The organism is Corynebacterium sp. TUM25015 (assembly GCF_056393505.1).
Genome location: NZ_CM150783.1, coordinates 822,973 through 843,417 on the forward strand (window position 1 = coordinate 822,973; position 20,445 = coordinate 843,417).

Sequence of the window (20,445 nt, forward strand, 5' to 3'; positions counted from 1 at the left end):
GTGATTGCTTGCGGCTAACAAAACTAGTGCGGATACTTGTGGAATCGTTTTCAACGATTGCCGGGGTACCCGGTCACTCTCTGTTTATCCACGCCGCAGTGGTATTTGCACCACTTGCTGCGAGCTTCAGTATTGCGTGGGTTTTCGCCCGCAGAGTAAGACCATCGTCCGCAGCGCTGTCGCCACAAACCTTCTGGCTTTGCCATTCACCTGGCTGGCGCGTGTATCTGGCGAAGCTTTGCTAGAAATGCAGGGCTTTTCTGAAGGTGATCCAGGACCGCTCGCAAAGCATGCGGAGTACGCGAATTTCCTCATTGTCAGTGTGATTGTGTTGTTTGTTGCAGTTGTCGGGTTCTTCCTTGTCGACCGCTTCGCTTCTCTGCCTACTTGGCTGGCCAATGTGCTGCGCGTCGTTGCTGTGATTGCTGCGATTGCAGTGATCGTGACAGTCGTAATGACTGGTCACGAAGGTGCTGTGCAGGTCTGGAACGACTAAAGAAGTGTGTTGCTCGAACCAGTGCTCGCGCGTTGACTAAAGCGCCAGTCTCGAAGTCCCCGGTGTTCTAGTCTGGGAGGCATGAGCACCGAAGATCAGACCGCAGAAGATCAGACTCGGCATGACCAGCAATCACAGCAGGTCAGCCGATGGGCGGTTAGCGATTTCATTGATATCGATGCCACACCGGAGGAAGTCTATGAGCTAATCTCCGATGTCACCCGCACCGGAGAATGGTCGCCAACGTGTAAGCGCTGCGAGTGGCTGGGCGAACCTGGCCAGGTGGGGAGTCGTTTCAAGGGAACCAACGAAACGTCCGAGCGTACCTGGGGAACAGTATCCCAAGTTGTAGCAGCGGATCGCCCGCACGAATTCGCATGGGTGGTTGGGCCGGATGCTCAGCCTGGCGGTTTCGTGCGCTGGGGCTACCGTGTGGAGCCGCTCGGTGGGGCTGCGGGCAACGGTGCGGGCATGCGTACGCGACTCTATGAGGATTGGAATTTTCACGAGGCCGGCCGAGCTGCATTCTTCAAGAAGTGGGGTGACCAGGGCGAATCGGAAGCGGAGAAGCGCCGCGAAGCTGCCCTGGTGGGGATTCCCGAAACGCTCGCGACTATCAGGAAGATTGCCGAGGCTGGCAAATAGGTAGCCCACAAAGCGCAACCCGGCACCCCGTGGCGCAGTCAAACTGGCTCCCTGTAGCGAGAGATGTTGGCTCTTTGCGGCTGGGGGGGAGCTCCGCGGTGGATAAAAACCTGTTCTGCAGAGGGGTGTTCCGGGTGTGTGGAGTGGCTACAGAATCGGAAATGTCGTTATTACGGGAATGCGCAACCATGCGCCATGGTCCCCTGACCGGCTGCAGGTCTCTGAACTGCGGTTTTGTGGTAATGCAAATTATTCGCAGTAACGTATTCTCGTTCTAGCGACATTTGAGCCAGCACCCCGCTTCGCCACCCTTGAGTCGCTGCCCATTTCCATTATTGGAGGGGGGTAGATAGCTCAGTGGGGCTGGTGGGGCTGGTGTGGCGCGCACGGTGGCTACCGCACGACAGCTACCGCATGACGGCTACCGCTCAGTCAGCACGGCCGGGCCGCCAAACCAGTTAATCCCTAGGCCTTCGGCGCAGTCACCGTGTACTGCCAGGCGCCCAAGCCCGCGTTCGCGCCGGCCCCCTGAGCAATCACAATCTGCTTGAAAGGCACGGCGGTGCAGTCGCCAGCAGCATAAACGCCGGGGATGCTGGTGGCATTGTGCTCGTCCACCACAATCTCACCCATCTTGTTTAGCTCCAGGCCGGATTCGCCCAGCCACTGGGTATTCGGCACCAGGCCGATCTGGATGAATACACCGGAAATCTCCAGCGACTTCTCTTCGTCATTGGTCCGGTCGGTGTACTTCAGACCCGTGACGTTCTTGCCGTCACCCACAATTTCCGTGGTAGCGGCGGAGGTGATCACGTCGATGTTCGCAGTCTCCTTCACGCGCTCCATCAGGATGTCATCGGCACGGCAGGCCTCGCCGAACTCCAGCACCGTCACGTGCTTCACCACACCTGCAAGGTCCAGCGCAGCCTCGATGCCAGAGTTTCCGCCACCGATCACGGCAACTGGCTTCCCCTTGAACAGTGGGCCATCGCAGTGCGGGCAGAAGGTCACACCCTTGTTGCGGTACTCCTCCTCGCCTGGAACGCCCAGGGTTCGCCACTGGGCGCCCGTAGCGATAATCAGGGCACGGGCGCGCAGGGTGGCGTCATCCCCAAAGTGAACGGTGTGCAGGCCACCCTCCTCGGTGGCGGGGGTCAGGCCCGTGGCGGACTGAGACTTCACAACATCGATGTCGTACTGGCTCGTGTGATCCTCGAGTGCGGCGGCCAGCTGCGGGCCTTCGGTGCGCGGCACAGAGATGAAGTTCTCAATCGCGTTCGTGTCCAACACCTGGCCACCGAAGCGCTCGCCAACCAGGCCTACGTTCAGTCCCTTACGGGCAACGTAGATGGAGGCTGCCGCGCCCGCCGGACCTTGGCCAACGACCAGCACCTCGAAAGGCTCCTTTTCGTTCAGCTTCTGAGCCTCGCGCGCCGAGGAACCACTGTCCAGCTTGCGCACGAAGTCCTCGATGGTGGTGCGCCCCTGGCCGAACTCCTCCCCGTTGAGGTAGATGGTCGGCACGGCCAGGACGTTGTTTTCCTTCACTTCGTCCTGGAATAGCGAGCCTTCCACTGCGGTGTGCTTGATGCGCGGGTTCAGCACCGCCATGGTATTGAGCGCCTGCACGACGGTCGGGCAGTTCTGGCAGGTCAGGGACATGTAGGTCACGAACTCGTAGTCGCCGTCCAGGTTCTTTACCTGCTCGATGAGGTCTTGGTTTTCCTTGACTGGGTTGCCGCCGACCTGCAGCAGCGCCAGTACCAGTGAGCTGAACTCGTGGCCCATCGGAATGCCTGCGAAGGTTACGGAGATATCGCTTCCAGTCCGCACGATGCTGAAGGCGGGCTTGCGCTCGTGTGCTTCGTCGTCGCGGCGTGTGGTGATCTTATCGGACAGCCCGGCGATGTCCTGCAGCAACTTCTCCAGGTCTTCGGAAGCCGATCGGTCATCCAGGCCGTATACCAGCTCGATGTCCTCGGTAATGCGCGGGACGAGTTGGCCTAGTTGTTTGCGCAGGTTGTCATCCAAAAGTTGCTTAGCCATGTGAGGCTCTCTCTTTCTTTCTTCCTATTGACGCCACCCCAATCGGGTATTGCGCCACGGTGGGTTCTTCGGGGGAGGAGGCGTTGTGTTTTCTATTAGGGGCACTAAAAACGGCGGGCGGGATCCGTAAATGGAAAGCCCTGCCCGCCGTGGGTTTCCCGCTTCTATGCAGCGGGGGATAAGGGTTTGTTAGATCTTGCCAACCAGGTCGATGCCCGGGGTCAGGGTGTCTTCGCCCTCTTCCCACTTGGCGGGGCAGACCTCGCCTGGGTGCTCTGCGACGTACTTAGCAGCCTTGACCTTGCGGACCAGCTCGGAAGCGTCGCGGCCGATACCCTCGGCAGTCTGTTCGATGTACTGGATCTTGCCCTCTGGGTCTACCAGGAAGGTAGCGCGGTCAGCCTGGCCGGCGCCCGGGCGCATGTTCTGGAAGTTGTTGGTCAGCTGGCCGGTGGAGTCGCCCAGCATGTAGTAGTTCACCTTGCCGACCTGCTCGGACTCTGCGTGCCATGCCTTGTGCACGAAGTGGGAGTCGGTGGAAACGGCGTAAACCTCTACGCCCAGACCCTTCAGCTCCTCGTAGTGGTCAGCCAGGTCACCCAGCTCGGTGGGGCAGACGAAGGTGAAGTCGCCCGGGTAGAAGAAGAAGATGGACCACTTGCCCAGGACGTCGTCCTTGGATACTTCGGTGAATTCACCGTTGAAAAAGGCGGGGTTCTTAAAATCCAGAATCTCGGTGTTGATGAGGGACATGCTGTGCCTCCTAAGGGCTTGGCTTCGATGGATTTGTTTGGCAGTTATTCGCAACCGTCGCCCCATAGCCTACCTACTTTCTTCAGCTCTGTTGTGGAGTTGAAATGGATTCCGAGTAGGAAATGCGGGTGACGCCATTGCGATCCACCACTCATTATAGCATCGACTTTGTAAAGTATCCACGATTTATAGGTTTGAATTGGTCTTGGGCTATGGGATTGGACTGGGGGTCGTTATCAATGTTTATTGGGTCACTTTTGGGCGCTATAGCTTTGTGGGGAGGGGTGACGAGCGCTAATATGACCGGAACAAAATAGACAGATCGGTTCACTTTTTGGATTTAGAGTAGGGGAGCCCATGATTCTCACCGGACTAGCTTTAGGTGCTGTCCTTGGCTGGGTTATGCAGCGCGGACGGTTCTGCGTCACCGGCATGATCCGCGACATTTTCCTCAACAAGACGTGGCGCGGCTTTAACGCACTGCTCATCGTTATCGCCGTACATGCCGTTGGCCTTGCCGCTCTCACTTCTGCGGGTGTGATCACTCCGGAGTACAAGTCCTTTGCTCCAATAGCAGTGGTTCTCGGTGGGTTGCTGTTCGGCGCAGGAATCGTGTTGGCCGGCGGTTGCGCGTCTGGCACCTGGTACCGCTCGGCAGAAGGCCTCATCGGTTCGTGGCTTGCCCTCGTGTTCTATGCGGGAAGCGCTGCGGCTATGAAGGGTGGCGCGCTGAACTTCCTCAATGAGGGATTGCGAAGCTGGAAGCTGCCCATAACCACCATCCACGGTTCTCTAGGTATCTACGTCTGGTGGCTAGTGATTCCCTTCGCCATCGGTGTGGCCTTTCTTACCCGGCACTTCCTTTCGCAGGAAGCTAAGGCGCCCACGATGGCAACGCTGAAGCCAAAGAAAACTGGCTTGGCGCACGTACTCGCAGAGAAGCCATGGCATTTCTACCCGACCGCAGCGATCATCGGTGCGCTGGGAGTGCTCGCATGGCCGCTGTCGGCAGCGACCGGACGTAACGACGGCCTGGGTATTACCAGCCCCTCGTCCAACCTGTCGAAGTTCCTCATTGGCGGTGAAGACAAGGTCGACTGGGGAGTCATGCTGGTGCTTGGCCTCCTAGTAGGAGCGTTCTTCGCGGCCAAGGCGTCGGGAGAATTCCGGCTGCGCGTTCCTTCCGCCGAACAGGCCGTCCGCTCCGTTATCGGCGGTGTGCTGATGGGTGTGGGCGCGTCCGCTGCGGGTGGCTGCACCGTGGGCAACGGCATGGTGCAGACCTCCCTGTTCAGCTACCAGGGATGGGTTGCGCTGCTGTTCATCGCCATCGGAATTGGCATTGCCTCCAAGCTGTGGCTCAAGCCCACCGATGCGGTGCCAGGCCAGACTCAGACCACACTACGCAACGTAAAACCCGCTGGTACTGGAACGAGTAATACAGACCACGAGTCCATGGCTGCTCAGCTGGGGTTCCAAACCACCGGAACACTCCTGCTAGATCGGAAATCTACGGCGGCGGAGGCTTTGGCGTCGAAAAGCGATGAGGAAGACAACGGCCTCCAGCTAGTCGGTGAGCGGACCTATAAGCTCGACACCCTCGGTGCGGTGTGCCCTTTCCCGCTGGTAGACGCGAAGGCGGCAATGTCTGACCTTGCCGTCGGTGATTCACTGCAGATCGATTTCGACTGCACCCAGGCGACGGACGCCATCCCACGATGGGCTGCCAACGATGGCCATGAGGTCACGAACTTTGAGCAGACCACCGACGCCGGTTGGACGATTACCGTGAAGAAGGGCTGCTAGTCTCCCCCGCTTCGGGGTGCCTGGGGAATGAGTGGCGTCACCAAAAAGCGAATGGCCGGTGGCTCCAGCAACAATGGGGGCATGAGCGATTCACCGGTAACCAGGCACACAATCTTTCAGAATTCCCTGATGACCGCCCTCCTGGACGGTATTTACGACGGCGAGATGACCGTCGGAGAGCTGCTGGGCAAGGGCAACTTCGGGCTCGGAACATTCGACGCATTGGATGGCGAGATGGTGATCATCGACGGCGTTTGCTATCAGCTGCGCCACGACGGCACCGCCACCCGCGCGGATCTGGAGACCTGTAGCCCTTATGCCGTGGCCACCAACTTCGTACCCCGCATCCGGCGCCGTGCGCCGGAGAATATCCGTCGCGCGGATCTATCGAAGTTCATCGACGGCATGACTCCCTCCTCGAATTACATGTACGCCGTCCGCATTACCGGGCACTTTAGTAGCGTGGTGACGCGCACCGTAATCAAGCAGGAACCGCCGTATCGGCCGATGGTGCAGGTCACGGAGGATGACGCCGAGCAGCACTTCACCGACGTGACGGGCATTATCGCGGGCTTCCGCACACCGGTCTACGAAAAGGGGATCTCTGTTCCCGGCTGCCACGTGCACTTCATCGACGACTTGCGCACCGTCGGCGGGCATGTGCTGGATTTCACCCTGGAGGAGGGCAAGATCGAACTGTGCCCTGGAACTGACCTGGAGCTGCGACTACCGTTGACCAGCGCGTTCTCGCAGGCGAACCTGGATCCGGAGGATCTAGACGAGCAGCTGCACAAGACAGAGGTAAAAGACTAGCCCCGATTAATGGCTCCGCGGAACCATTAACCGGGACTATTACCTAAAAGGGGAGGAAGAACTACTTCTTCAGCGACTCCAGCGGAGTGAAGCGCTCGCCGTACTTGGCGGCCAGCTCTTCGGCGCGGGCAACGAAGCCTGCAACGCCGCGGGTCGGGTAGTCGCCACCGTCGCGGTCTGCCACCTTGCCCTCAGGCAGAACAGCAGCGGCCGGGCGGTCGTAGTTCTTGATGTACTGACGGGTACCACCGGTCCATGCTGGGAAGCCGATACCCATGATGGAGCCGATGTTGGCATCCGCATCGGAGGTCAGCACGCCCTCGTCGATGCACTTCTGGGTTTCCAGAGCCTCGGCGAACAGCGGGCGCTCGACCAGGTCGATGAAGGCCGGTGCGTCAGCCGGAACGTTGGAGCCAGCGGATACGCCGGTGGAATCAGCAGCGGCCTTCTTGGCAGCGCCGACGGTGGCAGAATCCAGGCCGTGGCCAGCAACGGTGGACTCGGCGTCGGCGACCTTCACCTTGCCAGCGCCCAGCTCGTCCCACAGGCCACGCCACAGGCCGGCACGGCGACCCTCCTCGTTGTACTCGTAGAAGCCCTTGCCCTCCAGCTTGCCGGGGCGGTCGTAGACGTCCAGCATCTTGTCCACAATTTCGGTTACGCCACCGTCGTCGACGGTGAGGCCAGCGGCCTCCTGGGCAGCACGGGTCTCGGAGCCGATCTTGCGGGCCAGCTTCAGGTTCAGCTCGTCCTGCAACTGCAGTGGCGGTGCCGGGTAGCCGGCCTGGCGGCCAGCGGCCTCGATCACGGCCGGGTCGATGCCCTCAGCCAGCATGCGCATAGCCTCGTTCAGGAAGAAGCCGATAACGCGGGAAGTGTAGAAGCCACGGGAGTCGTTGACGACGATCGGGGTCTTGCGGATCTGGCCGGTGAAGTCCAGGGCCGCAGCCAGGGTCTCGTCGGAGGTTTCCTCGCCCTTGATGATCTCCACCAGTGGCATCTTGTCGACCGGGGAGAAGAAGTGGATGCCGATGAAGTCCTTCGGGCGCTTTACACCCGTAGCCAGTTCGGTAATCGGCAGGGTAGAGGTGTTGGAGCCCAGTACACAATCCTCCGGCACGGCAGCCTCGATCTCTGCCCATACCTTGTGCTTCAGCTCGGTGTTTTCGAACACGGCCTCGATCACAATGTCGCAGTCGGACAGGTCAGCGTAGTCGACGGAAGGCTTGATGCGATCCAGCAGAGCCTTGGACTTCTCCTCGGTGGTCTTGCCGCGCTTCAGTGCCTTAGCTTCCAGGCCTTCAGAGTAGGACTTGCCCTTCTCGGCAGCTTCCATCTTGATGTCCTTCAGCACAACCTCCATGCCAGCCTTTGCTGCCACGTAGGCGATCGCTGCGCCCATCATGCCGGCACCAACCATGCCCAGCTTCTTGAACTGCTTCTTCTCGACGTCCTTGGGGCGCTGGCCGCCACCGTTGCAGTACTGCAGGTCGAAGAAGAATGCCTGCATCATGTTCTTGGAGGTCGTGCCGGTGACCAGCTCCACGAAGTAACGGGTCTCTACGGCCGTGGCCTCTTCGATGTTCTTCAGCTGTGCGCCCTCAACGGCGGCCTTCAGGATGGCCTTCGGAGCCGGCATCGGTGCGCCCTTGATCTGCTTGGTCACGTTAGCCGGGAAGGAGGGCAGGAACTGTGCCAGCTTCGGGCTGGTCGGGGTACCACCCGGGATCTTGAAGCCCTTCTGGTCCCATGGCTGGGTAGCTTCCGGGTTCTCCTTGATCCACTTCTTCGCAGCGTCGACCAGCTGGTCAGCCGGGACGATCTCGTCGATCAGGCCGGTCTTCAGTGCGTCCTCTGCACGGAACTGGCGTCCGGTGGTCAGGACCTTCATCAGTGCGTCCTGCAGACCCAGCATGCGAACCACGCGGGTCACACCGCCGCCACCCGGCAGCAGACCCAGGGTGACCTCTGGCAGGCCAACCTTCAGGCCTTTGGCGTCAGAAGCAATGCGGTGGTGGGTAGCCAGTGCGATCTCCAGGCCACCGCCGAGAGCCGCACCGTTGATGGCGGCGACAACCGGCACGCCGAGGGTCTCGATGGCGCGCAGGCCGGCCTTCATGCCGTCGATCTGCTTGGTGATTGCTTCTGCATCTTCCGGGGTGGACTTGATCATCGACTTGATGTCGCCACCTGCGAAGAAGGTCTTCTTTGCAGAGGTGATAACTACGCCCTTGGCCTCGCCGGATTCCACTGCGCCCTGCAGCTTCTCCACGAGCTCGGGCAGCTCGCCCTGGAAGGTGTCGTTCATGGTGTTGACCGGCTGGTTCGGGTCGTCCATGGTGATGGTTACGATGCCGTCGCCATCCTGGTCCCACTTGAACATGCTCATGTGTGATGCTCCTTGTTTTATGTATTGACGCCCTCACGCATCCGTTCGCGGGAGGAAGTCAGAGGAAAATTTTGAGTGTTTCTGGTGCTTTTGGTTTGCGGGAAAGGTCGGTTAGACGCGCTCGATGATCGTGGCCACACCCATGCCAGCTGCGACACAGAGGGTGATCAGGGCGTAGCGGCCGCCGGTGCGGTGCAGCTCGTCGACGGCGGTGCCGGTGATGATCGCGCCGGTTGCACCCAGCGGGTGGCCCATGGCGATGGCGCCACCGGAGACGTTGAGCTTCTCGTCTGGGATGTTCAGCTCGCGCTGTGCACGCAGTACGACGGAGGAGAAAGCCTCATTGATCTCCCAGATGTCGATGTCCTCGGGCTTCAGGCCCGCCTTGGCCAGAGCGGCGCGGGAAGCTGGGGCCGGGGCGGTCAGCATGATGGTCGGCTCCACACCGGAAGTAGCGACGGAGACAACGCGGGCGCGCGGGGTAAGGTCGAAGTCCTTACCGGCCTGCTCGGAACCGATGGCCAGCAGCGCTGCGCCGTCGACGATGCCGGAGGAGTTACCTGCGTGGTGCAGGTGGTTGATGCGCTCCAACTGCGGGTACTTGGTCTGTGCGACAGCGTCGAAACCACCCTGGTCGCCGATCATGGCGAAGGCGGGCTTCAGGCCAGACAGACCCTCGACGGTGGTGCCGGGGCGGATGGTCTCGTCGCGGTCCAGCAGGGTCACGCCGTTCTGATCCTTCACCGGAACGACGGTGCGGTCGAAGCGGCCTTCTTCCCAGGCCTTGGATGCGCGCTCGTGGGATCGAGCTGCGAAGGTGTCCAGATCCTCGCGGGTCAGGCCGTCCAGGCTGGCGATGATGTCAGCGGAGATGCCCTGCGGGATGAAGTCGTTGTAGAAGTTGGAGGCCGGATCCATGGCCAGGGCGCCGCCGTCGGAACCCATTGGGACGCGGGACATGGACTCCACGCCACCGACGAAGACCAGGTCGTCCCAGCCGGAGCGGATCTTCTGGGCACCAAGGTTCACGGCGGTCAGGCCGGAGGCGCAGTAGCGGTTCACCTGGAGGCCGGTGGCGGTGTACGGCAGGCCGGCGTTCAGTGCGGCGGTGCGGGCGATATCCATGCCCTGGTCGCCGACGGGGGTGACACAGCCAGCGATGACGTCACTGATGCGGTTAGGGTCGATGCCCGGGTTGCGCTCAATGATTGCCTCGATCAGACCGGAGAGCAGGTCGACGGGCTTTGCGGTGTGCAGGGAGCCGCCCGGCTTGCCCTTGCCACGCGGGGTGCGGACGGCGTCGTAAATGAATGCCTCTGGGGCGCCAGTGTTACTGGTCATGTCAGTCCTATTTCCTATCGTTCTCGACAGTGATTTGTTAGTGATTTGTACGCGCAAAGCACTAACCTTGTGTCTCACGCCACATTACCCGTTCTTTGGGGAAATAGTTGTAGTCTTATGTCTTTTCTTGCCCCTTTTATGCCCCACGTGGTGCCCCCATTGAGGTGGATCATGGGGGATAGCCGGGGAATCAGCGCTTTTGAAAGACCAATACCAAGTTCGAGACCGCGAACTCGCGTAGCCCCGGAACCCTCACCATCCACCATGCCCACCACGGGTGATACCGCGGGAAAGCGGCCACGAGCTCGGCGGGATCATCCGCGCGGGCGTGCACCTTGCGGCCGTATTCCAAACCATCAGAGGCCGAAACGTTAAACAGGCTTTCGCCCCAACGGTTTTTCGGCGGCTTGCCCATCTTCTGCTCATAGCGCCGGGCTGCGAACTCCCCGCCCACGTAGTGCTGCCATAGGCCGGTTTCGTGCCCGCCGAACGGACCCAACCACACCGTGTAGCTGTAGATCATTACTCCGCCGGGTTTCGTCACCCGTAGCATTTCGTCCGCCATCCGCCACGGATCCGGCACGTGTTCGGCGACATTGGAAGAGTAGGTGATGTCGAAGGCGTCACTAACAAAAGGTAGATCTAGCCCCGAACCCCGCACCGAGGTCTGCAGCTTAATACCTGCGGCGGCCATCTCGCCTACGTCCGGTTCGCAGGTGTAATAATCCGCGCCGGCTTTGTCGAAGGCCACACCGAAGTAGCCGGGTCCGCCGCCAACGTCCAGGATCTTTGCGCCATGCAAAGGCTCCTCAGCTGCACTAGCTGTTAAGCCACGCACGCCGGCGTAAACGTCCCGGATCAACCCGACCGTGTCCGCAGCTAGGTGGCCGTAGAAAATATCCGGGCGAGTTTGCTCGTATTTGAAATCACTCAGCAGGCCAAAAGAACGGCGTAGTGTCGCACGGCGACGAAAGACGCTCAACACTGTGTGCTGCCGGGAGGGGTGGTTATTAAGGCTCATCGAGTGTCCATCTTTTCAGGTTGCTAGGCGATCGTGCGCGCGTTTCGCCAAAGATTCGCCAAAGCCCTCAAAGGTGCTGGCAGGGGTGGATAGAATAGTGTTCATCATGAAAGTACTGCTTCTCTGTTGGCGCGACACGAACCACCCCGAAGGTGGCGGCAGCGAGCGTTACTTGGAGCGAGTCGGGCAGTACCTCGCCGACCAAGGCCACCAGGTAGTTTTCCGCACGGCACACTACTCCGGTGCGTCTCGTTCGGAACAACTGAGCCCCAACTTCCGCTTCTCCCGTGGGGGCGGAAACTTAACGGTCTACTTGCGTGCCCTAGCTGCAATCCTTGCCGCGCGTCGGGGGCGGGGGCCGTTAGCGGATATCGGGCGCCCAGATGTGGTGGTGGATACACAAAACGGTGTGCCTTTCTTCGCCTCCCTCGTAGCGGGCGCGCCCACGGTCGTGCTCACCCACCACTGCCACCGTGAGCAGTGGTCTGTCGCAGGCCCGGTGCTCTCCCGTATCGGGTGGTTTATCGAATCGACTCTCTCGCCATGGATCCACCGCCGTCGCCGTTGGGTCACTGTCTCGGCACCGTCGGCCGAGGAGTTTATCGAGTTGGGTGTGCCTCGCGGCAATATTGAGATTATTCGTAACGGCGTGGATCCGGTTGCTTCCTCTTTGATTCCGGACGCCCCTAACCCCAACTCCGACGATGCCATTGAAGAACCGACGATTCACTTGGTGGCGCTTTCTCGACTGGTGCCCCACAAGCAGATTGAACATGCGCTCGACGCGGTAGCCGCGGTGGCGCGCACCCATCCGAACGTACGCCTGGACGTTATCGGCGACGGGTGGTGGGCCGACCGTCTGCGGGACTATGCCCGCGAGCTGGGCATCGAACCGCTGGTGATCTTCCACGGCTACGTGTCCGAGGAGTTGAAGCACCGAATCCTCAACCGCGCCTCGGTGCACGTAATGCCTTCCCGGAAGGAAGGATGGGGTCTAGCCGTCATTGAGGCCGGGCAACACGGAGTGCCAACCGTGGGTTATGAGTCTTCTGCCGGGCTGCGGGATTCTGTTATTGACGGGGAAACCGGTCTGCTGTGCGATTCGCCAGGTGGGCTGATGAACGCGGTGGAGTTTCTCCTGGACAACCCCGAGAAGCGCCGGGCAATGGGGCGTGCCGCGCAGCGCCGTGCGCGGGAGTTCTCCTGGGAAGCTACCGGAGCTTCATGGGAGAAACTGCTGCGCGAGGAGGCCGAGCACTAGTCTGCCCCTGGATTGTGCGCCATAGCCACAAGCACATTCCCCACATCATGAGCATCCAGTAGAAAGTCATGCCCACGTACAGCGGTGCGCGATCCTGCACAGGGTTGTGCGGAAGTGTCGGACTTTGTACCCGGAAAAGCTCGTAGTTATCGGAGCTTAAGACTCGGCGGATTCCCTTCGAGTTCAGCACCTGCATAGCTTTAGCCATCGCTTCCCCATCGTTGACGGAGTACCAGTCCACCAGCACCCAGCTCACGCCGTTGCGTTTCAGGGTGTTCTTGCCGCTCATAAGGTCAGACAGGATCGCCATGCTGGCCGGGTTGCCGTCGACCACGTGACCATCGACGATCAAAAACCCCGGATCCATCGGCGAGCCCGGCAAGAGCTTCAGCCCAGGAGCCACGTGTGGTCGGTTGTTTCGGGTGCGGTAATTGCCGGGCGGTAGCAGCACAATCTTTCCCTTGGGCGCGCCAGAGATGATGTTGGACATTTGATTCCAAGTATCGGAAAGCTCCACACGCTTCAGCGGGGCCATGTCGGCAGGAAAGGCCGGAATCGTCAGGACACACGCAGCCGCCAGTCCCACGGCCGCCGCCTGAGGCGCCCACTTCGGTGGAGCTGTGGACTTAGGAGAATTTTCCCGTGCACGGCGCGGATCCAGCCGTTCCACGGCGACGGCCAGGAGAAGCACAAAACCGGGGATGGCCAGGCAAACGAACTTGGTTGTATCGCGGAACATGCCCGCACCGGGCACATGGCTAATGGCAAAGCCCATAACATCCACGCCCCAAGGAGTGGCCAGCAGAGGGGGCGTCACTAAGGCAAGAACCGTCAGTACCGCGGCGGCCCGGTAGACGCGCCATAGCTCTTTAAAGCCGAACAACAACACTACGCACAACAGCATGCCGATGACCACAGACATCAAAGTGCGAGAAGGTGGGGAAGCCTCAGCGTTCCACACACCGGAAAGTCCCATGGTGGAGGCGAGGGGGCCTAGAAACGATTCGCCACGGGCGGAGAACAGAGAAGCCGACAGTGCATCGGAGCGGGTCTGCGAAGAATTGGAGATCCACAGTGCCGGCAGCATCCACGGAAGGGAAGCGACAGCGCTCGCAGCCAGACTGCGCAGGCGTTCCCCGCGTGAAGGAGCAAAAACCAGCGCCGTGATTAGTGCCAAGATCAATCCAGTGGGGACAAAACCGCATAGGCAGATCGCGACATAAAGAAGTCCGTGGCGGCGAGCCGAAGATAGATAAGCGATGGCGGGCAGCAACATTCCCGCAGTGGCGACAGTCCATTGCCCTTGCAGAAAACGCTCGATAACAAAGGGGTTCCACACGACGAAAAGTGCCGCCAATAGCTGTGCTGATAGCCGTCCCTCTGCCATCCCCCGCACCATCTTGGCCGCAAAGAAACACCCCATCAAACTTGAGACAATGACAAGCGCGCTGGCGATGAAGGACGCTGGGATAGTCGGGGAAAACAGGGCGAGGATCGCATCCTGCGGTAGGGCACGCGGAGCGCCCTCATTAATCCCCAGGTTGTTGGAGTTATCCGGCAGCGAGTGGGGAACAAACATGTCCCGCAGTAGATAAGCCTTGGTGGGGTCGGGGCGCAGCCCCAACCAAAACGGCCACAGAGTGACTACGGAGACTACAAAAGACCACCCCCGCACGATCAGGCTATCGCGCTTGGCGGTGGTCTTAAGCGACTGCGAATTCACAGTCAATAGTCTAGTAGTTCAGCGGGGGATTATTTGCCTGCCAGGCGGGCTGAACGGTGAGCAATCCAGCCGATAACCAGAAGGATCAGGCCAACTGCGCCTAGAATCCACGGCAGGATGGTGCCCATGAGCTTCATCTTCTTGATGCCGTCGCTGGCCTTGCTCATCTGCTGCTTGCGAGACTCATCGTCCCACGCGCCGGGGAAGTACACGGCGGTGCGGGTCGGATTCTTGATCTCTTCTTCCTTGTTTTCGTAGATGCGCTGAGCGTCCTCGTCGTCCTGTGCGTAGTACTGGAAGACTTCCTCGGAGCCGTTGACGATCACGCCGGTATCCGGCTGCACGCGCAGCACGCGGTGGACGGTGTAGTAGCGGGACATTTCGACCTCAGGGCCGAGGTCTTCCTTCTTGTCGGCGCCTTCTTCGTCCTTCTCGTCGGCGTCCTTCTTTTCGCCGGACTTGTTCTTAATCTCATCCTCGCCCAGGCCCCACACCTTTGCCGGGAACTTCAGGCGCAGCGCAGCCAGGGTGCCCTCGTCACCCTTGGACAGCTCACCATCGGCCTCCAGGCGCTCACGCAGAGCCGGGTACAGCTCGGTTGGGGGAACGGTCTGCTCGAAGCGGTAGACCTTCTCGCCATCCTGCTCCTCCTCGCCGACGTAGTCGATCGGCTGGGTCTTTAGGATCTGCATGTCGAAGTAGTCGTAGGACTTACGGTCAGTGCCCATCGGGAACTGGTAGGTGATACCGGGGCGGGTAAACGGCGCCACGGAGGTCTCAACCTCTTCGTCCTCGCCCTTCTTCGCCGCTGCATCCAGCGCTGGTGCGTTCAGCTCCACCGAGGACGTCGGGTCTGGCACAGGCATCTGGGTCTTGCGATCCAGGGTGACGTGGTCGATGGAGGCGCTAATCAGGTTCTTCGGCTCCTTCCTGTCCGTACGGAACAAAGTCTGGCCGGCCTCGAATGTCACGACCTTATCGTCCGAGGGCTCCTGTGCGGTCGTAAAACGCTGGGACTGCATCTCGAGCCCCTTGTTGATAAAGCACTTGACCTGCGGATTGTCGCCCTTGCACTCGGGCTTGTCCTTGTTGTCGCCGACCGGCTTGCCGGAAGCTAGTGCGCCGGAATCCAGCAGATTACCTTCGGTCTTTGGGGTGCCCGTGGTGGACACGAGGTCCAGTGGCAGCACCTTGCCCTTCGGAACGACATAAGTGGGCAGTGCAATGGCAAAGACCAGCAATGCCACGCCGAGCACGATCGCTACGGAGGAGAGGATTCTCTTCATAGGATGGTTTTTCCTGACTCTATTTGTCTGCTTTTATCCGGACCACTGGCCGGAGGAACAAGATTCTGATGTGACTGTAGTTAGCCTGTGAAGCTTCCAATACTTTAGCCAATCAAAACTAGATACTTCGTAGATTTAAAATATTTTTCCAGAAAAGTCTTGTTTGCAGCTTCCGCCTGCAGTTTTGTTCTATACAGTCCACCCGGTCGGTTATGCTGATCCCGATGAGCCCAAAGAAAGTATCCGCCCGACCCGCGCCTTTCCTCCCCGCGTTGGAAGGTCTGCGCGCGATTGCCTGCTCCGGCATCATCATCACCCACGTCGCGTTCCAGACGGGCGCGGATACCGGCAACCTCCTTAACCGCATGATGGCACGCACGGATTTCTTCGTCCCAGTGTTCTTCGCCCTCTCCGGTTTCCTACTGTGGCGCCGTCACCGGGCGGATTTCTCATTGTCGACCTCGCACGACAATCTGATGACTCTCGCGGGCTACTACGTCAAGCGTCTCGGGCGCATCTTCCCCGCCTATCTGGTTACCGTCGCCATAGTTCTGCTGTTCTTCCCGGTAGCGGGTGCACCAACGGTATGGCAGATGCTATCCAACATCACCATGACGCAAATCTACGTCGACGGTGGTCTCATCGGTGGGCTGACTCACCTATGGAGCCTGTGCGTAGAAATGGCCTTTTACCTCGTTCTCCCGTTAATCGGTGTGGCGTGGGGGCGTCAAGAACGAAAATGGCGTATCGCGTGGATCGTCGGGGTGGCGGCGGCAAGCTTTGGCTGGGCTTTTATCCCCGCATTCGCCGACGCGCCGGAGCCGGGAGGGCTTAATCCACACATCATGCCACCTGCATTTACTGCGTGGTTCGGGGTGGGATTGCTCGGTGCAGAGCTGGAGTCGATCGTGCAGGATCGCGCCTACGCACTGACGGGTAAGCAAGGTGCCGAGGGTATTGACGCCCGTTACCAGTTGCCGGTGGTTCGAGCTATCGCGAAGTTTCGCTGGGTGTTTTGGCTCCTGGCTGTGGGGGCGCTGGCGGTCGCAGCTTCGGATGGACCGGAAGGGCTTACACACGCGGCGCCGGCGGAGTTCGCCCGCCGGACGCTGTATGGGTTGGTGTTTGCGGCCTCGCTGATCGTGCCCTATACGTTGGCGCCAAGATCCAAGTTCCTGGAGTCCGCGCTGATGCAGGCACTGGGGCGTTGGTCCTATGCGATCTTCCTGTGGCACATGTCGCTGCTTTCTATTGTGTTCCCACTGTTGGGCGTGAACCTTTTTAGCGGGCACACGGCGCTGGTACTGGTGGCGACGTTCGTGTTGAGCGTGCCGGTGGCCGCGCTGAGCTACTCCGTGGTGGAGGAGCCTGCGCGCCGGGCGATTAACTCTTGGTGGCGTTCGGTGCGCGCAGACCGGAACGACCGGGCGAGTACCGAGCCGACTACGACCAGCAACACGACGGCCAGTGCGCCGTTAACAACGAACCCACCTGCGTAGTAGTTTCCGCTGCCCCAGTTGCCGCGCACACACAGCAGCAAGGCGAGGAATGCCGCTGCGCCAGCGACAACCTTGGCCGCGCGGATAGCCCGGCGCACTCGTGGAGAATGCTGCGCAGGCTCCTCGTTTGCCACCAGTTCCGGGCGCGGCAGTCCGCGTGTCCGTCGTGCGACGAAAATGCATAGCCCCACCAGGACCAACGCTGCGACTAGTCCGATAGCCAGCCAGGCGCGGTACAGTCCCGTGCCTTCGAAGTGGATCTTTACCAGCCCGGAGGCGCCCTCCGGGACGATCCACCCCTGCTGCCAACCGTTGACGGTGATAGGTGTCAGCTGAATACTTTCGCCTTCGTTCTCCAGGGTGGCGATCCGTCCGGGGTTTGCTTGCGAGGGGCTGAATAGTACGCGCTTCTTGTCCGCAGGTTCCAGGCGAGTGCCTTGCTGCAGGGGCTGGGCCGCCGGTGTTTCCCGCACTGCTGCGGCGAACAGCGGCTCGGCAACTGTCAGCGCCGACCAGCGTGCGGTGGTGGAGAGGATGTGCTTGCCCGCTGTGAGGTTGAGCGTGTCTCCGCAGAAGTAGTCTTGCCCGTCGATCGTTACCGGCGCACCCTTCTTTCCGTCAGCTGTGCATTCGGAGGAGTGGACAACAACCGGCAGTTCGCCGGTACCATTGCCAACGGTTTTGGGAATCTCAAAGCCACGCAGCATCACGGATTCATTGATCTCTTGGCCAAAAACCCACCGGTTTAGCGTCGACTTGTTATCGCTTTCCCCGGCAGCAGGCACAGCAGGCACAGTGGGTACTCGCCGCGGGGTCACGTCCTCATCGCCGTCGGCCAGTACCTTTGCCTCGGCGATGCCGAAGTCACCGAAGGCGCCCACAATCGTTACGCGGATCGAATCTGCGCGCCCCGCGGGCACCTTGACCTTGTTCGTTTCGCCGGGCTTGAGGGTAGCGCTGGTGCCCGAAACCGTCTTGCCCTGCAGATATGTTGTCACCTGCACGCGTGCGGGCCGCCCCTGAATGTCTAGGTGCAACCCAAGCTTGTTGTGTGCGTCGCCCACCCGGAACTCGATGTACTGTCCGGCAACGTTGCCGACCGTCGGCCGCCACGCGGTGCGCTGTGAGCCATCCACTGCGGAGGTTGCCGACGAATACGTTTCCGCACCGCCGAAGCCCGTTGGGTCTGCTGCGGTTGATGAAACACGTACCTCGCCCTGGGTCTCCACATGCGTCATTTCCTCCGGAGACAGCGGACGCCCATCGGCATCGCGCACTGGGTAATCCCGCACCGGATTGAGTACTTGGCTGGGATCGTCGAGGCTGCGGATCTCACTGTCGGCGCCCACCACGTTGCCGTAGTTATGTTCACGCAGCGCAGGCGTGTCGGTTACCGTTTGTGCCGGTACCCCTAGGTCTTTTCCTTGGGACGCCCCCACGCGCGTCCGCGGCACGCCTTGCCGGCCTAAGGCAGCGTCCGCTGCCGCCAGGCGGGGAAGGGCCTCGGGGCTGGCATGGGCGACGTCGATGCGTTCGGCGTCGATAATCCGCAGATCACCCGCGGTGCCGTCGGTGCCATCTGTAACACCGCCGTCGACGCGATAGATCCGCACCTGGTCGTCGCCGAAGGAGGCGACTTCCTCGAATCCGCCCGATCGGTCGAGGGTGCGCTGAACCCGCTTGGCGCCCGGCGTATCGGCAGCGGTGGTGAGGTCGTAGCGCAGCAGCAGATAGCCCACGCCTTGTTGCCACAACGTAGGGGCGAGGGTGGGGATGGCTGTGCCGGAATCGAGTTCGCGCTGGAGTCCGTCCAACCCACGGATGGCCTCGGGCTGCACTAGTGGCACGGAATCGCGCACGACCCACGGCACGTCCAGTAGTGGCTGAGCGGGTTCGTCGCGGGTGTTTCCCCAGGTCTGTCGACCAAATCGAGCCTCGGGGAGGATCATAGTGCGGGCAGGGGTATGGGAATCCCCGGCTTCCTTCTTGACCTCGGAGTTCAACCAGTCGGCGGCTTGGGTCCAATAGTCAGGAATCTGGCGGTAGGCATCGGCGGCAGCGATGCGCCCACTCCAGCCCGTGGCGGTGACCACGGCGATCAATAGGCTTATGGCGATGGCGCGGGGAACCTCCGGGTACTTTTCCGGGTTGCGCCACCGTGCCCAGCGCTCGCGGCTAAGTCCCGGCCAGGGAAGGCGTGCAAGGCCGTGGGCGATACCGACCACCAGTGCGAGTCGCACTAGTGGATCGAATTTGTGCAGGTTGCGCAGCGGGGCGCCCGCACCGTCGAGAAATATGCGACCCCACACGGAGAGCGGAGAGATCGGGGCTGTGGCGAACACCATTGCACCGATTCCCACTAACAGAATCGCCAGCCAGCGACGGGCGAAGGGAAGGTTCGGGCGGGTAAGCCCCCACAGGCTCAGAAAGGCGACCAATAGGGTTCCGGCGATGAAGACCGGTTCGCCGACCAGCGCGTAGCCACCCTGACGCTCGGCGGAGAGGAAAGGGGTCCAGCTGGTGGTGCCACGCAGAATCTCGGCGAGGTTCATCCAATTGGTCGTCAGCGAGGCTGACTCGATGTAATCCGTGAACGGCGGCGAGTATTTCCCCAGCAGCAGGAGTGGACCGATCCACCAGAATGTGGCGAGCAACCCGGCGGGAACCCACCACAGTGCGAAGTAGAGACCCACCCGTGGACGGCGTAGGCACATGCCGAGCCAGAAAATCACTGCGGGCAGGATGGCCACAACTGTAGCGACGGCATTCACTGCGCCGAGGAAGAGTACGGCCAGCGCGCTGAGGAGGGCGTATTTTGCGAGGTAGGTGCGTGAGCGCCGGTCGGGCCAACCTCGTCCACTTCGCGCTATGAGGGCGGCGCTCGCTACCGGCAACAACACCCAGGGCACAAGTGCGCACACCCACGCCTCGGAGCTAATAGCCCCCAACGTGGTGAGAATGCGTGGAGATAGTGCAAAGAGGATGCCGGCGATCACCCGCGAGCTGCGGCTACCGATCTGGAGCCGTTGCAGCAGCAGGACAGTGCCAGCGAAAGCGAGCGTAAGTAGCAGCCCCCACCACAAGCGTTGCGTTATCCAATCGGGCAAGAAGGAAAAGACTGCGAAGAATAGGCCGTGGGGGAACAGGTATCCGTAGGCCTGGTTCTGCAATTGCCCCAGGGGGAAAGTATCCGTCCAGGGGTACAGCGCTTGGCGTAGAAAGCCCCAAGGATCGGCCGTTAGATCCAGTTTTGTATCGGCTGAAATCAGCCCGGGGGACTGTAGGAACGCGAAAAGAAACCACGCAAGGGCACTAAGAGCCCATGCGTGGCGAGAAAGGGGACGGTGCGCCGAACTTGGCACGTGG

General features: G+C 60.7%; 13 protein-coding genes and 1 pseudogene. 6 read left to right on the forward strand and 8 right to left on the reverse strand.

Annotated features, from left to right (window positions below; translation table 11 throughout):
• Nucleotides 1-136: 136 nt before the first annotated feature.
• Together AC06DS_RS03740 and AC06DS_RS03745 are read left to right on the forward strand one after the other, a co-directional pair.
• Nucleotides 137-496 (forward strand): hypothetical protein, encoded by a 360-nt coding sequence (locus AC06DS_RS03740; RefSeq protein WP_293790529.1) that lies wholly within the window; start codon nt 137-139, stop codon nt 494-496.
• An 81-nt stretch (nt 497-577) separates the two neighbouring features.
• Nucleotides 578-1,141: an SRPBCC family protein gene (locus tag AC06DS_RS03745; RefSeq protein WP_477101036.1), complete on the forward strand. Its 564-nt coding sequence runs from the start codon at nt 578-580 to the stop codon at nt 1,139-1,141.
• 465 nt (nt 1,142-1,606) lie between these two features.
• Here the strand turns inward: AC06DS_RS03745 and ahpF are convergent, their stop codons facing one another.
• Both ahpF and ahpC read right to left on the reverse strand, forming a co-directional pair.
• Nucleotides 1,607-3,187 (reverse strand): alkyl hydroperoxide reductase subunit F, encoded by a 1,581-nt coding sequence (gene ahpF, locus AC06DS_RS03750; RefSeq protein WP_477101037.1) that lies wholly within the window; start codon nt 3,185-3,187, stop codon nt 1,607-1,609.
• Nucleotides 3,188-3,376: 189 nt separating this feature from the next.
• Nucleotides 3,377-3,940, reverse strand: a complete 564-nt coding sequence (ahpC, locus tag AC06DS_RS03755; RefSeq protein WP_239388151.1) for an alkyl hydroperoxide reductase subunit C — start codon at nt 3,938-3,940, stop codon at nt 3,377-3,379.
• Nucleotides 3,941-4,297: 357 nt separating this feature from the next.
• Between ahpC and AC06DS_RS03760 the strand changes: the two genes are divergently transcribed.
• Entirely contained in the window at nt 4,298-5,746 is a 1,449-nt protein-coding gene (locus AC06DS_RS03760) for a YeeE/YedE thiosulfate transporter family protein (protein ID WP_477101038.1), read from the forward strand.
• An 81-nt stretch (nt 5,747-5,827) separates the two neighbouring features.
• A complete protein-coding gene (budA, locus tag AC06DS_RS03765) occupies nt 5,828-6,559 on the forward strand; it encodes an acetolactate decarboxylase (protein ID WP_477101039.1) in 732 nt (243 codons plus the stop codon).
• A gap of 61 nt (nt 6,560-6,620) precedes the next feature.
• Here the strand turns inward: budA and AC06DS_RS03770 are convergent, their stop codons facing one another.
• The 3 genes from AC06DS_RS03770 to AC06DS_RS03780 form a co-directional block, all read right to left on the reverse strand.
• Complete coding sequence (locus tag AC06DS_RS03770; RefSeq protein ID WP_477101040.1) at nt 6,621-8,948, reverse strand: 3-hydroxyacyl-CoA dehydrogenase NAD-binding domain-containing protein; 2,328 nt, start codon at nt 8,946-8,948, stop codon at nt 6,621-6,623.
• 111 nt (nt 8,949-9,059) lie between these two features.
• Nucleotides 9,060-10,289, reverse strand: a complete 1,230-nt coding sequence (locus AC06DS_RS03775; protein ID WP_293790552.1) for an acetyl-CoA C-acetyltransferase — start codon at nt 10,287-10,289, stop codon at nt 9,060-9,062.
• Nucleotides 10,290-10,479: 190 nt separating this feature from the next.
• A complete protein-coding gene (locus tag AC06DS_RS03780; RefSeq protein ID WP_473963865.1) occupies nt 10,480-11,310 on the reverse strand; it encodes a class I SAM-dependent methyltransferase in 831 nt (276 codons plus the stop codon).
• A gap of 106 nt (nt 11,311-11,416) precedes the next feature.
• On the opposite strand from AC06DS_RS03780, the gene AC06DS_RS03785 reads away from it, so the two are divergent.
• The gene (locus AC06DS_RS03785) at nt 11,417-12,571 is read left to right on the forward strand and encodes a glycosyltransferase family 4 protein (protein WP_293790558.1); all 1,155 of its coding nucleotides are present in this window, start codon (nt 11,417-11,419) and stop codon (nt 12,569-12,571) included.
• Here the strand turns inward: AC06DS_RS03785 and AC06DS_RS03790 are convergent.
• The gene (locus AC06DS_RS03790; protein WP_477101041.1) at nt 12,522-14,294 is read right to left on the reverse strand and encodes an MmpA family trehalose lipid delivery protein; all 1,773 of its coding nucleotides are present in this window, start codon (nt 14,292-14,294) and stop codon (nt 12,522-12,524) included. The two genes, AC06DS_RS03785 and AC06DS_RS03790, sit on opposite strands and share 50 nt — an antisense overlap.
• A gap of 29 nt (nt 14,295-14,323) precedes the next feature.
• Nucleotides 14,324-15,580 carry a cell envelope lipid trafficking protein PgfA gene (pgfA, locus tag AC06DS_RS03795; RefSeq protein ID WP_477101042.1) on the reverse strand — a complete coding sequence of 419 codons (1,257 nt, stop codon included), beginning with the start codon at nt 15,578-15,580 and terminating at the stop codon, nt 14,324-14,326.
• Between the two features lie 224 nt (nt 15,581-15,804).
• Between pgfA and AC06DS_RS03800 the strand changes: the two genes are divergently transcribed.
• On the forward strand, nt 15,805-17,079 hold the full coding sequence (locus tag AC06DS_RS03800; protein ID WP_477101043.1) for an acyltransferase family protein: 1,275 nt from the start codon (nt 15,805-15,807) through the stop codon (nt 17,077-17,079).
• A 1,349-nt stretch (nt 17,080-18,428) separates the two neighbouring features.
• Here the strand turns inward: AC06DS_RS03800 and AC06DS_RS03805 are convergent.
• Nucleotides 18,429-20,441, reverse strand: a pseudogene (locus AC06DS_RS03805) (DUF3367 domain-containing protein); the annotation flags it as partial.
• Nucleotides 20,442-20,445: the final 4 nt, after the last annotated feature.

What these genes read in the sequence shown, in the direction of transcription:
- budA (WP_477101039.1), top strand. Translation starts at nt 5,828, where the DNA reads ATGAGCGATTCACCGGTAACCAGGCACACAATCTTTCAGAATTCCCTG.
- AC06DS_RS03745 (WP_477101036.1), top strand. Translation starts at nt 578, where the DNA reads ATGAGCACCGAAGATCAGACCGCAGAAGATCAGACTCGGCATGACCAG.
- ahpC (WP_239388151.1), bottom strand. Translation starts at nt 3,940, where the DNA reads ATGTCCCTCATCAACACCGAGATTCTGGATTTTAAGAACCCCGCCTTT.
- AC06DS_RS03775 (WP_293790552.1), bottom strand. Translation starts at nt 10,289, where the DNA reads ATGACCAGTAACACTGGCGCCCCAGAGGCATTCATTTACGACGCCGTC.
- pgfA (WP_477101042.1), bottom strand. Translation starts at nt 15,580, where the DNA reads ATGAAGAGAATCCTCTCCTCCGTAGCGATCGTGCTCGGCGTGGCATTG.
- AC06DS_RS03760 (WP_477101038.1), top strand. Translation starts at nt 4,298, where the DNA reads ATGATTCTCACCGGACTAGCTTTAGGTGCTGTCCTTGGCTGGGTTATG.
- AC06DS_RS03780 (WP_473963865.1), bottom strand. Translation starts at nt 11,310, where the DNA reads ATGAGCCTTAATAACCACCCCTCCCGGCAGCACACAGTGTTGAGCGTC.
- AC06DS_RS03770 (WP_477101040.1), bottom strand. Translation starts at nt 8,948, where the DNA reads ATGAGCATGTTCAAGTGGGACCAGGATGGCGACGGCATCGTAACCATC.
- AC06DS_RS03785 (WP_293790558.1), top strand. Translation starts at nt 11,417, where the DNA reads ATGAAAGTACTGCTTCTCTGTTGGCGCGACACGAACCACCCCGAAGGT.
- ahpF (WP_477101037.1), bottom strand. Translation starts at nt 3,187, where the DNA reads ATGGCTAAGCAACTTTTGGATGACAACCTGCGCAAACAACTAGGCCAA.
- AC06DS_RS03800 (WP_477101043.1), top strand. Translation starts at nt 15,805, where the DNA reads ATGAGCCCAAAGAAAGTATCCGCCCGACCCGCGCCTTTCCTCCCCGCG.